The sequence below is a fragment of the Acinetobacter sp. YH12144 genome (genome assembly GCF_013418345.1).
Lineage (GTDB): Bacteria > Pseudomonadota > Gammaproteobacteria > Pseudomonadales > Moraxellaceae > Acinetobacter > Acinetobacter amyesii.
In genome coordinates, this window is the sequence record NZ_VPCD01000027.1 from 1 (window position 1) to 13,887 (window position 13,887).

Below are 13,887 nucleotides of genomic sequence, written 5' to 3' on the forward strand. Positions count from 1 at the left end.
TAAAGCTCGTAGTATTCATGGATTTCTGAGTGGGATTTACGCATCGTTATGTGCATATCAACTTAATCATCAAAATAAACCAACAATTCAAATTATGGAATCATTGGCTTAAGCGGGATTCGGGTTACATAAGAATTTTTAAATTTTCATTTAAAGCCAAATCAGATAAGAAAAGCAGAAATGTTCTTTAAGAAAATTTATGAAAAGTAGCGCGGTTCTTGTTATTTCACAGTGTACAAAATGGAGGTTAAAGTGATTTTACTTTCTAAACACGAGGTGCTGAATATGACTATGAAATCTATTCGTTATAATAATGCCGACCTAGCCTGCCTATGTCAGTAATTGATTATAGCCATGAGAAATTAGCGCTACGGCATAAGGTATTCAGCAGATACTTATGCTGTAGTTCCTTTGACCTAAACGACTAAAATTACAAAAATATTCTAAGAAATTATCCAGTCCCAGCGTTGGGACTTTTTTATGTGTTGATATTTTAAGGGAAAATCTAAGCATAAATAATGTACTAGATATTCATTATGCGTTAGAAGTTGTCACCTCAAATAAAAGAATGATACGCGGTAAGGTCATCCGCAAGTGTTTGAGACAGGACTACATTTATTTAAAAATGTTTTTGCGATACTTTGAATAAGTAGACGTTAGTGAACGAGTTTTGTCAGTGAGGTGCATTGCACCGCAAGATGGTTTCCTTGCGAAGCTTTGCTTCTCATTTTGCCGAAACAAAAGTACCTCCAGCCGAAGGCTAATTCCTTTATTTAAACCCTAGATGTAAGACTCCGTCGAATAGACTTAAAAATCATTTTTAAAATGCGAAATTACTTTTATGTGCGTAACATTAGTTAGTATTTAAGGTAGCAGAAAACCTTAGATCGGTTTAATCATTGCGTTGTTGTACAACTATAGCGACTTCTTCAGGTTCAATTTTCTGAATCTTTTTCCCAAAACTACGCAGCCACCATGTTAACTGAGAGGTAAATGGTACTGTTGCACTAACTTCAACCCAGCCATCTTCGGTTTTTTGAATCACTTGATCTTTACTTAGCTGACTTTCTTCAAAATAAACTGCTTCTGATTCCGACATGGTTAATTTGAGCTGAATCATTTCAGTCGGCTTATTGAAGTCCACACGGAAGCCAAGCGCTCCAGAGTCAATATAGGCATCAATATCAAAATCGACAGGGTGTAATGCACGTGAATTTAAGACTGTAGCTGATTTAAAACGATGTAAAGCAAAGGTTTGGATGTCTGTTTTGTCATGACGTGTGCAAACCAAATAGATAATTGCACCTTTTTGGACCAAAGCCAGTGGATTTAAAATATAGGTCTTTTCTTCACTTTGTTGTCCACGACCTTGATACAGACATTCGAGTTGTTTGTCTTGCAGTAAGCCTTCATAAATTGATTGCTGTGCAGCTTTTTCAACCACAGGAGGAATCAATGGCTGAGTAGCTGGCACGATCCGCACGCGGTTAATCCACTGACGGACATTATTTTGCGACGACAGACTTCGACGTGCGAGGTCAAACCAAGGATTCATTTCTTCAATTAAGCTTGGCGGAAGCAAATGCTTTAGATGCTCCTCAACCATCATAAAGGTGACAGCTTGTGAGCTGGTCATATGAGGCAGGCTTTGAATCGGTGCATCAGAACGCCAACGCCAGCCTTGCGGCGTTGTTTTACTGCTCTCAATTGGGAAACGTAGAGAAATTTGATTTAAGTCACGCTGAATGGTGCGTAGGCTGATATCAATGCCTTCACGGTTCAGTATTTCTTGTAATTCACGCGTACCCATCCACTTACCTGTGGACAGTCGTGAAAGAATTTGCCACTGACGATAGAGGCTGTTCGACGTTTCTTTTTCTTGTGAAGACATAATCTAGTGCTTGAACTTGGACTTAAATGAATAAAATGATGCTGTGGGACACAATAAGAAATCTTCCTGCGTTAAGCAAGTCTTCATCTAAAAAAACTAAGATGATTTTAATAACGCAATTTGACACAACTTGAGCAGTTACATGCTGTTCCACTTTGCAAAAATGATGCATAAATAATCAAAGAGAAGCAGCATATGTATTGATGGCATATATATTGCTTTATCTGATTTACAAAACATGACAAAAACATGGAGTTGCTATGCTGAAAGAAAATCGTAATACAACTTCAAATGGAATTGAGGGTTATGAGGCAAAGTTGGTTAATACTTCTGTCTCTACATTAAAAACTTTACCACTTGCTCGAGGATATGCGCTGTTTAATCAATTCAATTCGGATTTTTTTAATGAAATGCGCGACAGCAAAACGGTAGCTAAAGAATCATGCCAACGGATAGAGCAGTGGTTATCACAGCATACGCTTGATGAATTGAAGCAACTAAATCAGGTTGCAAAACAACATTTTCTCTATGAAGGCATTACTTTTACAGTGTATGGCGAAGATGAGGGCATTGAACGCACCATACCTTATGATCTTATTCCGCGTGTGATTGCACGAAAGGAATGGAATAATTTATCTCTAGGCTGCGCACAGCGCGTGAAAGCACTCAATCTGTTTTTACATGATGTCTATCATCAACAAGATATTTTAAAAGCAGGAATTATTCCTGAACTGCAAGTCTTAACCCATGAAGCCTATTTGCCACAAATGTATATGCATGGGCTAAAAGGTAAAATTTATAGCCAAATCAGTGGCATTGATATCATCCGAGATCAATCAGGCGAATTTTACGTCCTTGAGGATAATCTTAGAACACCGTCTGGTGTGTCGTATATGCTAGAAAGCCGTAAGATCAGTCAAAAACTGATGCCTGAACTTTGCCAGCAAAGCAACATCATGGGGATTGAGCAGTATCCGCAGCTTTTACGTGAAATTCTTGCAGAAAATGCCTACGTCGATAACCCGTTTATCGTGGTTTTAACCCCAGGGCGTTTTAACAGTGCTTATTATGAACATGCTTTTTTGGCAAGGGAGATGGATGTACCCTTAGTGACATCGCGTGACCTTTATGTAGAAAACGATAAGGTTTATGTGAAAACCATTAAAGGCCGACAACAGGTTGATGTAATTTATCGTCGTGTGGATGATGCTTTTCTCGATCCATTATGTTTCAAACCTGACAGTACTTTGGGCGTAGCAGGGCTCATGTCAGCGTATATGCAACATAATGTGGTCATTGCAAATGCACCGGGAACAGGCGTAGCAGATGATAAATCGATTTATCCATATGTGGATAAAATGATTCATTTCTATTTAGGCGAACAAGCGATCCTGAAAAATGTGCCGACCTATCAATGTCGTGAGCAGAACGAATTGGATTATGTGCTCTCGAATATCGAAAAATTGGTGGTCAAAGAAGCGCAGGGTTCAGGTGGTTACGGCATGCTGATCGGTCCACAAGCTTCTTTACAAGAATTAAATAGCTTTAAAGATAAAGTGGCCGCAGCACCACATTTATATATTGCACAGCCGACTTTAAATTTATCTGTCAGCCCAACCCTAAGTGAGGCGGGTGTTTCGGAACGCCATATCGATTTACGCCCATTTGTACTGAGTTCACCATATCGAACTGAAATTGTACCGGGTGGCTTAACTCGTGTCGCGATGCAAGCAGGTTCATTGGTGGTGAATTCTTCGCAAGGCGGCGGGATTAAAGATACATGGGTAGTAGACGATTTACGCTCATAGCACTTCAGTGAAGGAGCAAAACATGATTTTATTAAACAGTAATGCAGAACATATTTTTTGGTTGGGGCGTTATTTAGCACGCACTCAATATTTATGCAGTATTTTTCCATTTCAAGATGTCGATACGGCATTGAACTATGCACATGCTTTTTGTTTGCCAGCATTTGATGCCGACTCAATGAATGAGTTAGTTTTAAATGCGGAGCAGCCGGCGTCATTTTCCAGCCAATTTCAATATGCGCAAAGTAATATTCAGGACTTAAGGGGTGTACTTTCAGCAAAAAGTTATGCAGAACTCAGCCGTTTAATTCGTAATGCGAGTGATAACCCAGGTTATATCTGTGACGTGGTAACAGATTGCCAAGATGTTTTAGAGTCCGAATCTGAAGATGTATTTTTATTTTTTAGTTTAGGACAAGCCATAGAGCAGCTTGATCGCCAGTTACGCATGCAGCAGGACATTCAACACACCCTAGCGAAGATTGAACATATTGTCATGGCTTTGGTTCAGTTTGGATGGGAAAGCGTGCAAGAGGCATGGTTGGCACTTAAACAGCAGCCGAATAGCCAAAACTTCTACCATTTCAGTGATCATATCCAAAATATGTTTGAGGTGGCTGTATGAGGCTCATGATCAACCATCAGACCCATTATGTTTACACTGATGTGGTAAACAGAAGCATTCAATATATCAAAATGACCCCGTCCACCAATGCACACCAACAGGTGCAAAATTGGGATGTGAGTGTGCCGGGGCAGCGTGATATGCAATTGGATACTTTTGGTAATGTGTGGTTGACCACAACGCAGCGCGAACCTTATCTGCAAATGACCATTATGGCGCAGGGCATCGTAGAGATGAATTTGAGTTCAAATGATTCAAATGCGGATGATTTAAACCCGAAATTGTTTTTACAGCCAACGCCGAGTACGCAGTACGATATTCACATGAAAAGTTTTGCCGATTGCTATGTCCCTCGTATCAATCGTGCCAATCTGATTCGTTTGGCTGAAGCGATATTGGCGCATATTCCCTATGTATCGAATCAAACATCGGTACATACTTCAGCGATTGATGCTTTTCATCATAAGCAAGGGGTATGTCAGGATCATAGCCATGTCATGATCGCAATGTGTCGCTATTTGGGTATTCCTGCACGTTATATTTCTGGGTATTTATTTGTGCCGAATAGTAGCCACCTTGCCAGTCACGCTTGGGTAGAAGTCTATATCGAAAATAAATGGTATTGTTTTGATGTCAGTAATCAGCTATTTACACCACAATCACATATTTATGTTGCGATTGGGCGGGACTACTGGGATGTAGCTCCAGTTCGAGGCGTTCGTGATAAAGGTGGTATTGAGTCTATGAGCTCAATTGTACAAGTGCTGAGTTGTTAATCATTTGAGGGATAAAAATGACCTATTGTTGTGCATTACGGTTAAAAGATGGCATGGTATTTATCAGTGATACACGGACAAATGCAGGTGTTGACCATATTTCAGTTTTTCGTAAACTTTATACCTTTGGTATTGCGGGTGAGCGATTTATTACCATCCAAACCTCTGGGAATTTAGCTACTACACAAGCGGTCATCGGGCATTTACAAAATCAGCTAGAGGTCAAACAAGAGCCGAATTTATATAGTGTAAATACGATGTTCGAAGTGGCTGAATTGGTCGGGCATACCTTAAAAAAAGTCATCTCAGATGTCACATCAGATACTTTAGAACAAAGTAATTATTACTGTAGTTTATTGGTAGGCGGTCAAATTGGCAGTGCGGATATGCAGTTATATAACATCTATCCACAAGGCAACTTTATTTGTGCAACACCTGATACCCCATATTTTCAAATTGGCGAAAGCAAATATGGCAAGCCGATACTCGACCGAACTTTGCGTTACGATATGCCACTCGATGAAGCAATGCGTTGTAGCTTAATTTCTTTTGATTCAACGATACGCTCAAATGTATCTGTAGGTATGCCTTTAGATGCTTTGGTTTATAAAAAGGACAGTTTAGAAATACCAAATGGTAAGCGCATTTATGAAGAGGACCCATATTTCACCATGATCAGTAAAGGCTGGTCAGAAGCATTGCGTCAGGGTTTGATTGAATTGGCAAAACCAACAGCTGACTATTTTCAATAACCATTTGATCAACAAATCGATCAATTTAAAAAGTGAATAAAAAAAGCGAGATAAAAAAAAGCCCAGATTTGATCTGGGCTTTTTGATTTGGCGTAATTAAGCTAATTTACGTACAGGGCGCGCGCTCATACGGCATAATAATTCATAGCCAATGGTTCCGTTCGCTTCTGCAACGTCATCAACCAGACGATCTTTGCCCCAAAGCTCAACTTCAGTGCCTATCGGTGCATGCATACCGGTGATATCAATCGCAATCATATCCATGGCAACACGGCCAATCACACGCGTTTTCTGTCCATGGATGGATACATAGTTTTGTTTAGGGAAGGCACGTGGATAACCGTCACCATAACCAATCGACACAATCGCAAGATTCATTTCTTGTTCTGCAACGAAAGTCGATCCATAACCCACAGATTCACCAGCTTGAATGGTATTTAAAGCAATCACTTCAGCGGTAAAGGTCATCACCGGTTTAAGATCTAATGCTTCTACAGAACGGTCTGAGAAAGGTGTCGCGCCATATAGCATGATGCCTGGGCGAACAAAATCAAAATTCAGTTCTGGCCATTTGAAAATCGCAGCCGAGTTACAGCACGAACCCATGATTGGCGCACAAGCTTCTTTTACGTGTAAGAATTGTTCACGTTGTTGGTCATTTAAAGGATGATTTTCTGCGTCTGCATTGGCAAAGTGCATCGCCAGTACGCAAGTAAAACCTTCCGCCTTTAAAGCATTAATGACATCAATAATTTCAGGCACTTTAAAACCTAAACGGTTCATACCGCTGTTGAGTTTGACCCAAACTTTCAGACCTTGAGCGATATAGGCCTCTTTATGCGCACGTAACCAATCTAGTTGTTGCTGATGATGCACCACACATTCAATTTTTTTATCGATGATAATTTGCATTTCATCATCTGAGAAAATGCCTTCAATCAACGTAATGGGTTGTTCATAACCCAGTTCACGAATTTCTAAGGCTTCTTCTAGGCAGGCAACACCGAAGGCATCACTGTCTTTTAAGGCTGCTAAGCAGTCTTTAACTCCATGTCCATAAGCATTGGCTTTCACCATACTTACAATTTTAGCGGTTGGGGCAAGTTGTTTGACACGGTTTAAATTATATTGAAGTGCTTGTTGATCAATATAAACTGTAGCTTGGCGCACCCTAAATACTCCTACAGGGTCGATGAATTAATGGATGATAAAAAGTCTTTACTCTTCATCATCATACTGAGCATAAAACTCAGGGGAGAGGTTACTAAATTTGGTGTATTGACCTTCAAAGGCAAGACGCACAGTGCCAATTGGACCGTTACGCTGTTTACCAATAATAATTTCTGCAGTACCCGCTTCTTTAGATTCTTTGTTATAAACCTCGTCGCGGTAAATAAACATGATCAAATCGGCATCCTGCTCGATTGCACCTGATTCACGTAAGTCGGACATCACTGGGCGTTTATTAGGACGGTTTTCCAGTGATCGGTTCAACTGTGACAGTGCAATTACTGGGCAGTGCATTTCTTTAGCCAGTGCTTTTAAGCTTCGGGAAATTTCTGAGATCTCGCCAACACGGTTATCGCCCATACCGGGTACTTTCATAAGCTGCAAGTAATCGACCATGATGCAGCCAAGTTTACCGCCGTGCATTTTGGCAATTCGGCGCGCGCGGGCACGTACTTCCGTTGGAGGTAGTGCAGACGAGTCATCGATATACAAATTCTTTTCTTGGAGATGCACAATGGTACTGGTTACTTTCGACCATTCATCTGCATCCATTTTACCTGCACGTAAATGCCCTTGGTGTACACGACCGAACGAGGATATCAAACGCATTGCAATCGAGTCCGCGGGCATCTCCATAGAGTAAACTAGAGCGGGCAGGTTGTTATTAAACAGCACACTTTCAACCAAGTTCATGGCAAAAGTAGTTTTACCCATCGATGGACGGGCCGCCACAATAATCAAATCGCCTGCTTGCATACCTGAGGTTTTATTATCAAGTTCTACAAATCCAGTGGTTAAACCCGTGATACTGCCTTCAGTTTGAGAAAGTTCATTCAACTTATCAAATACACTAGCAACGACAGAGTTAATGGCTTTAGGGCCTTGAGCTTTGGCGTTGTTGTTGTGTTGCTCGGCAATAGAGAAAATATTAGTTTCTGCTAGATCTAAAATTTCACTGACCGTACGACCTTTGGTGTCATAGGCATTTTGTAAAATCTCCGAGCTGACTTTAATCATGCTGCGTAAAGTTGAAAACTCTTTAATTTTTGCAGCATAAGTTTCAAGGTTATAGAAACTAGAAGGTGAATCTGACATCAGTTGCATCAGGTATTCTTCGCCACCAGCAGCATCGAGCAAGTTTTGTTTAATTAGCCAGTCATTGACTAAGACCGCATCATAAGGTGAGCTATCTTTTGATAGTTGATCGATTGCTCGGAAAATATATTTATGACGGGTCGCATAAAAATCAGCTTCAGTCAGTACATCACCCACTTGCTCAAATGATTCTGCAACGGTCATCAGTGCAGCAAGCACAGCTTGTTCAATCGCAAGGTTATGGGGTGGGGTACGAAACTCTTTCAACGAACTTTGTTCTGTGGTTTTTGCTGTTGGCGTAGAGTTTGGCTTGCTGGCATTCGCCTGTGACATAAAAATCCCTGATGCTGAAACCATTTAATGTGATGGAAATGGGTGCTAATTACAGTTTTTTCAACTCTTCATTAAACTGAAATGATAGGCGTTTTCTACAGAAATGCGAACAAGTATTTCCGATTAATTCGTCACACATTGAATTGAATGAAGAGTTGAAAATGTAAAAAAGTGGAGCACTATTTTTTACAGATAAAAAAAGAGCATGCGTAAGCATGCTCTTTTCTTTGCAAGAAATTACTCAGCTACGATAGTAACTAGAACTTCTGCAACAACATCATGATGCAATTGGATTGCGATGTTGAATTCACCAGTGTTGCGAAGCGCACCATTTGGTAAACGAACTTCTGCGCGGTCTACAACAAGACCAGCATTAGTTAACGCGTCAGCGATGTCACGAGTACCGATAGAACCGAATAGTTTACCTTCGTCACCAGCTTTAGCAGTGATTACGATGTTAACTTCGTTCAATTGGTCAGCACGTGCTTGAGCAGCAGCTAATACTTCAGCTTCTTGTTTCTCAAGTTCAGCACGACGAGCTTCAAATGCAGCAGTGTTAGCTTCAGTAGCAGCAACTGCTTTACCTTGAGGGATAAGGAAGTTACGGCCGTAACCAGCTTTAACTGAAACTTTATCGCCTAATTTACCAAGGTTTTTAATGCGTTGTAATAAGATAATATCCACAGCTCAACCTCACTTATGATTGTCAGTGTAAGGGATCAAAGACAAGTAGCGAGCTTGTTTGATAGCAAGCGCTAATTGACGTTGGTAACGAGCTTTAGTACCTGTAATACGGCTAGGAACAATCTTGCCGTTTTCAGTGATGTACTGTTTTAAAGTGTCGATATCTTTGTAGTCGATGTACGTAACGTTCTCAGCTGTAAAGCGGCAGAACTTGCGACGACGGTAAAAACGTGCCATGTTATGTTCTCCTTATGCTTCAGCAGAGTCTTGAGCTTGTTGTGCTTCTTCACGTTGAGCTTTACGCGCACGTTTTTCTTCAGCACTCTTAGCCAATAGTGACTCTTCAGTGATAGCGTTTTCACGACGGATGATAAGGCTACGAATGATTGCATCGTTGTAACGGAACAATTCTTCTAGCTCATCAAGAGTAGTTTGACCACACTCAACATTCATAAGAATGTAGTGAGCTTTGTGGATCTTGTTGATTGGGTAAGCCAATTGACGACGACCCCAGTCTTCAAGACGGTGGATTTGACCTTCAGCTTCTTTGATGTGAGTTAGGTAACGTTCTACCATACCCACAACTTGATCGCTTTGGTCTGGATGTACCAATAGTACGATTTCGTAGTGACGCATTGTCAGCTCCTTACGGTTTAGGCAGCCCCAATCATTAATTGATTGAAGCAAGGAGTCACAACCAAAGTTGTGTCGCAATAATTGCGAAGCGTGAATTTTAGAGCGTTTAGGTTTGAAATACAAGGCATGGATTTAAAATGCTTGAATTATTTATGGTTTAAGGCCGATTAGCGGTACGTAATAAAAACACCACATAACCTTTAAAATAAGGATCATTAATTAAATGTTGAGGTGCGTGCCAACGGCCATGTTGTACGAGGCCTATTTTATAGGGTAGTTTCAATTTTGAGACTTTATTCAGATAACTCGTGTAATTCTCGATCGTGGCACTACCACGATAAGTTTGAATGGCGATCTCATCAATATTGCGGCGCAATATACTGAGCGTTTGCTGATCTTGAACATTGGTCCAATCCATTAAACCAGTAATGCTTAAACGATATTTTTGAGGTAGTTGCTTTCGTATATTTTCAAGGAATAAGGCATATTGATGAATGTTTTTAGTTTTGGCGTCAAAATCGATTTGTAAGCCTTGGATCTGATTGCCGTTATTTTCCCAATGTTTAAGCCGCTGCAAAATTTGCTGAATATTGTTATTTGACCATTGTAAATGATGGCTACGGATTACAATCCAAATTTTCTGCTGTGGTTTATGGAGGACTTGAATACCTTGTGGGATAAACTCGGATTGCTTTAAAGGTTTATTCCAATTCATTTCACCTTGTAAAATATAAAGCTCTGAGGCTTGCTGTAAGTAGGGGCTACTAGAAATATTGCCCCAAATCCAAAAACTTGAATAATGTGCTGCATCAACACATTGCTGTAATTCGGTTTGAGCTTGTTGTGTATTTCCAGATTGGGCCGGTGTGCAAGCTGTACACAGAGCTATACTCAAGATAAGCAAAAGTCGAAATGTTCTTGACCACTTGATCACCTGCAAAATCATCATCAATTACCAATAATATTTTAGAGATTTAGCCCAGCTGGTTTCAGGATAGTCGCGTTTGATTTGATCAAACCATTGTTTTCGAACCGACTTATTTACATCTTTGTCTTGGCATTCATTATTGCCACTTGGCGCATAACATTGAATGGCACGGTACAGCGCATAAGCCGTTAATTCAGATTTTGTCCCTGTTTTAATAATGTTTTTATATACATCGCCACGGGCAAAATAAGTACCCTTGAAACTTTGCAGTGAATGATCAGGCAGGTAGTTGAGATTTAGTATGTTATAGGCTTGTGAACTACGCACATATTCACCTAAGCATAAATTAAGGCTCAGGTCTTTTGGGTTGACTTGCAATTGTTGGGTCAAAGTTGCCAAGTCAGGACATTTAATCGAATTGCTCACGCTTGCACCTTTCCATAAGAAATTTGCAAATGGTGGCTGATTGCGAAACTTCTCCGCAGTGTTTTGTTCAGTATTAAATTGAGCCGCGTTGCTTGGTAATTCACGGTACGCTTGGTTAAATAAATCAAAGTTTTGATAAGCCAATGACTTATTTAGTAGGGTATAAAGCGCAACATTTTTTTGATCTTGTGTGGCCACGTTATTTTTGACTACAGACATTAAACTTTGTTCATTCGCTGCATCGACTAAATATTGTTGCTGTAGATAAGCTTGCTTGATTTTGGCTGAAGAACCAATAAATTGTGCAGTATTTTGCTGTTGAGCATAGTAGCGATAGAGCATAAGTTCAGCCAATCCACGTTGTTCGGCGGTTTTGCTGATGGAAAGTAGGTTTTCCCAATATTTTTGAGTGGCCTGATTTCGCCCACTAGCTTCCAGAATACGGCCTTTAAGTAGTAACTGACTCAACTGTAGATAACTGTTGATGCTGCTCGGTACTTGTTGTGGCAGATATTTGAGTGCTTCTTGTGCTTTGTTTTGCACATTAAATAAGTGATTTGCCTGCAAATACTGAAACAGTTCTGGTGAATCTTTAAAATATTTTTTCTGTGCGTTTAACTCAGCCCATGAAATGACCACATCATCGGCCATTTCTTTTTTGCGCATATGCATAAGGTCATAAATGCTAAGAAAAAATGGATCTTTCAAATTTTTGACATTGAGTCTATTACTTTGAAAAACATGTCGATCTAATTCATAAGGTAGATTTGGCAATTCTAAATTATAGACGCTGGATGTTGGATGATTGATTTGCCAAACATATTCATTGATCAGTAAATCGTGTTTACCGCTGAGCCAAAAACCACGTCTTAATAAACCGCGTGCGCTTGCAGCATATTGACCCTGCGGATAGAGCTTAAAGTACTGAGTAATGTTATTAAAAAAAGTGGTTAATAAGTTTTGATTGAGTTTGTCATGTACTAAATCACCATATTCACCAACACCACTTTGATAGGCTTCATTTAAGGTGCTACGAATAAGCATATATTGAGAAGTTTCTTTTAACCACGCTTGATCAACATTGGTTAGTACTGAATAAATCTTAGTCGCTGTGGAAAAGTGAGTATTATAAAAAGAGATCGTTGCATTTAGATAGGATACATATTGACGTGCAGCGGCAGACCAATTTGGATTCACGCTCAGTAAAGCTAATGTGTTTTCACAATTATTAATTTTTTCACGCTCATGGATCAACATGTCTTTTTCACTGCTTGAAAGCTTAGTGTCCGTTTTGACTTGTTGAATAAACGCGTGCGCACCATTTTGCAGGCTATTGCAATGCTCGTTATAGCTTAAATCTGGTGCTTTTAGAGGTTTGCGTGCATTTGGCAATTTATTGTGGCTATTCACTAAAAGACTGGAAACTTCAAAAGGAACTTTGCTATAGCTAGTTGTCCATAAAGTGGATTTTTCTTCTTGAATATTAAATTTGGCAATGCCTAGATCGCTAAGCAACAGCAGCATATTGGTTTGATTGTCATTTGCCGGCGTGAGCGCAGGCAATTCATTGCATGCAGTATAGGCAGTGGTCTGAATTTCAGTCGAAGGTTCACAATAGACATCCATACCTGCATGACTGTGTGCACTAAAGAAAATGCCAAAAGGAATAAATGATGTGAAAAGAGCAGAGCGAAGAATTTTTTGTTGAGAAGACATAAGGCACAGTTATTTATAATTGTAGGTGCAATGATATCAAGTGGAGAAAGTTGATTGAAGATGCCTAGAAATAAAAAAAAGATAGAGTAAAACTCTATCTTCTTTAAAAAAATACAATTGGCTTCAGAGGGGCAGTGGAAGTAAAACTAAAAATTAAACTAATCACTGTGATCAATTTGACTGAAAACATGAAATATTGTTTTGCCCAAATTTGATCATCTTCAGCTTTGAATCCTTGAATGGTTAAATAAATCCAATACAGACTTAAGGCATTCAGGACAATTATATAAATCCAATTTGCATAACCAAAAAAGAATAAACCGTTCATGGTGATGCAGAACAAAATCACGTAAACCAAAGATTCAAACTTGGTTCGATGAATTGAACGTGCTACAGGTAAAATTGGAATTCCTGCATTTTTGTAGTCATCAAATCGGTAAACTGCAATTCCCCAAGAATGAGGCATTTGCCAAAATGCATAACCAATAAAAATCAGCAATGCACCTAAATCAAACTGGTTTGCAACAGCCGTATACCCGATTACAGGTGGCGCTGCGCCAGAAAGACTGCCGATAATGGTTTGATGGATTGTTGTTCGTTTTGTCCATAAGCTGTAAAAACCAACGTATACGACAAAACCAATAACAGCAAAAAGAAAAGCGTAAGCATTTACCCAGAACCATAAAATGCTAAAACCAATTACACCTAAAACTAAAGCAAAAACTAAAGCAACAGGAATCGAGATTGATTTTTTTACCATCGCACGATTTTGTGTGCGTTGCATTTTTGAGTCGATGTCTTGGTCAATAACGTTATTGATTACACATCCAGAAGCGACCACAAAGAGGGTGCCTAAGAGGGTAAGAAGCAACAGAAGGAAATCTACAGAACCTTGGGCAGCTACAAAGTAGCCACCCAAAGCGGTAACAAAGTTACCAAAGAGAATTCCTGGTTTAGTCAGGAATAAATACTTTTTCAGCATGACGA

Annotated in this window: 13 protein-coding genes and 1 pseudogene; 5 read left to right on the forward strand and 9 right to left on the reverse strand. The window is 39.7% G+C overall.

Annotation, left to right across the window (positions count from 1 at the left end):
* A pseudogene (locus FTU79_RS14885) lies at positions 1-112 on the forward strand (IS982 family transposase); the annotation flags it as partial.
* A 780-nt stretch (positions 113-892) separates the two neighbouring features.
* On the opposite strand, the gene FTU79_RS14890 reads toward FTU79_RS14885, so the two are convergent.
* On the reverse strand, positions 893-1,891 hold the full coding sequence (locus FTU79_RS14890) for a YafY family protein (protein WP_180051117.1): 999 nt from the start codon (positions 1,889-1,891) through the stop codon (positions 893-895).
* Positions 1,892-2,151: 260 nt separating this feature from the next.
* On the opposite strand from FTU79_RS14890, the gene FTU79_RS14895 reads away from it, so the two are divergent.
* Genes FTU79_RS14895 through FTU79_RS14910 form a run of 4 tightly spaced genes read left to right on the forward strand, consistent with a single transcriptional unit; the run spans position 2,152 to position 5,852 of the window.
* Positions 2,152-3,699 (forward strand): circularly permuted type 2 ATP-grasp protein, encoded by a 1,548-nt coding sequence (locus FTU79_RS14895; RefSeq protein ID WP_168377744.1) that lies wholly within the window; start codon positions 2,152-2,154, stop codon positions 3,697-3,699.
* A 22-nt stretch (positions 3,700-3,721) separates the two neighbouring features.
* A complete protein-coding gene (locus FTU79_RS14900) occupies positions 3,722-4,324 on the forward strand; it encodes an alpha-E domain-containing protein (RefSeq protein ID WP_168377743.1) in 603 nt (200 codons plus the stop codon).
* On the forward strand, positions 4,321-5,100 hold the full coding sequence (locus FTU79_RS14905; RefSeq protein ID WP_168377742.1) for a transglutaminase family protein: 780 nt from the start codon (positions 4,321-4,323) through the stop codon (positions 5,098-5,100). The genes FTU79_RS14900 and FTU79_RS14905 overlap by 4 nt, the downstream gene beginning before the upstream one ends.
* 17 nt (positions 5,101-5,117) lie before the next feature.
* Positions 5,118-5,852 carry a proteasome-type protease gene (locus FTU79_RS14910; RefSeq protein WP_180007906.1) on the forward strand — a complete coding sequence of 245 codons (735 nt, stop codon included), beginning with the start codon at positions 5,118-5,120 and terminating at the stop codon, positions 5,850-5,852.
* Between the two features lie 96 nt (positions 5,853-5,948).
* Here the strand turns inward: FTU79_RS14910 and alr are convergent, their stop codons facing one another.
* The 8 genes from alr to cyoE form a co-directional block, all read right to left on the reverse strand.
* A complete protein-coding gene (gene alr / locus FTU79_RS14915; RefSeq protein WP_180007907.1) occupies positions 5,949-7,022 on the reverse strand; it encodes an alanine racemase in 1,074 nt (357 codons plus the stop codon).
* 48 nt (positions 7,023-7,070) lie between these two features.
* Positions 7,071-8,510 carry a replicative DNA helicase gene (gene dnaB / locus FTU79_RS14920; protein WP_078188586.1) on the reverse strand — a complete coding sequence of 480 codons (1,440 nt, stop codon included), beginning with the start codon at positions 8,508-8,510 and terminating at the stop codon, positions 7,071-7,073.
* A gap of 237 nt (positions 8,511-8,747) precedes the next feature.
* Positions 8,748-9,194: a 50S ribosomal protein L9 gene (gene rplI, locus FTU79_RS14925; RefSeq protein ID WP_078188585.1), complete on the reverse strand. Its 447-nt coding sequence runs from the start codon at positions 9,192-9,194 to the stop codon at positions 8,748-8,750.
* A gap of 9 nt (positions 9,195-9,203) precedes the next feature.
* Positions 9,204-9,431: a 30S ribosomal protein S18 gene (gene rpsR / locus FTU79_RS14930; protein WP_004278792.1), complete on the reverse strand. Its 228-nt coding sequence runs from the start codon at positions 9,429-9,431 to the stop codon at positions 9,204-9,206.
* A 12-nt stretch (positions 9,432-9,443) separates the two neighbouring features.
* Positions 9,444-9,830, reverse strand: a complete 387-nt coding sequence (gene rpsF, locus FTU79_RS14935; RefSeq protein WP_004696436.1) for a 30S ribosomal protein S6 — start codon at positions 9,828-9,830, stop codon at positions 9,444-9,446.
* A gap of 157 nt (positions 9,831-9,987) precedes the next feature.
* A complete protein-coding gene (locus tag FTU79_RS14940) occupies positions 9,988-10,776 on the reverse strand; it encodes a DUF3142 domain-containing protein (RefSeq protein ID WP_180007955.1) in 789 nt (262 codons plus the stop codon).
* Between the two features lie 6 nt (positions 10,777-10,782).
* Complete coding sequence (locus FTU79_RS14945; RefSeq protein WP_180007908.1) at positions 10,783-12,900, reverse strand: hypothetical protein; 2,118 nt, start codon at positions 12,898-12,900, stop codon at positions 10,783-10,785.
* A gap of 103 nt (positions 12,901-13,003) precedes the next feature.
* Positions 13,004-13,882, reverse strand: a complete 879-nt coding sequence (gene cyoE, locus FTU79_RS14950) for a heme o synthase (RefSeq protein ID WP_180051120.1) — start codon at positions 13,880-13,882, stop codon at positions 13,004-13,006.
* Positions 13,883-13,887: the final 5 nt, after the last annotated feature.

Coding starts and splice junctions, on each gene's coding strand:
- FTU79_RS14890 (WP_180051117.1), bottom strand. CDS start 1,891: ATGTCTTCACAAGAAAAAGAAACGTCGAACAGCCTCTATCGTCAGTGG.
- FTU79_RS14895 (WP_168377744.1), top strand. CDS start 2,152: ATGCTGAAAGAAAATCGTAATACAACTTCAAATGGAATTGAGGGTTAT.
- FTU79_RS14900 (WP_168377743.1), top strand. CDS start 3,722: ATGATTTTATTAAACAGTAATGCAGAACATATTTTTTGGTTGGGGCGT.
- FTU79_RS14905 (WP_168377742.1), top strand. CDS start 4,321: ATGAGGCTCATGATCAACCATCAGACCCATTATGTTTACACTGATGTG.
- FTU79_RS14910 (WP_180007906.1), top strand. CDS start 5,118: ATGACCTATTGTTGTGCATTACGGTTAAAAGATGGCATGGTATTTATC.
- dnaB (WP_078188586.1), bottom strand. CDS start 8,510: ATGTCACAGGCGAATGCCAGCAAGCCAAACTCTACGCCAACAGCAAAA.
- rpsR (WP_004278792.1), bottom strand. CDS start 9,431: ATGGCACGTTTTTACCGTCGTCGCAAGTTCTGCCGCTTTACAGCTGAG.
- rpsF (WP_004696436.1), bottom strand. CDS start 9,830: ATGCGTCACTACGAAATCGTACTATTGGTACATCCAGACCAAAGCGAT.
- FTU79_RS14940 (WP_180007955.1), bottom strand. CDS start 10,776: ATGATTTTGCAGGTGATCAAGTGGTCAAGAACATTTCGACTTTTGCTT.
- FTU79_RS14945 (WP_180007908.1), bottom strand. CDS start 12,900: ATGTCTTCTCAACAAAAAATTCTTCGCTCTGCTCTTTTCACATCATTT.
- cyoE (WP_180051120.1), bottom strand. CDS start 13,882: ATGCTGAAAAAGTATTTATTCCTGACTAAACCAGGAATTCTCTTTGGT.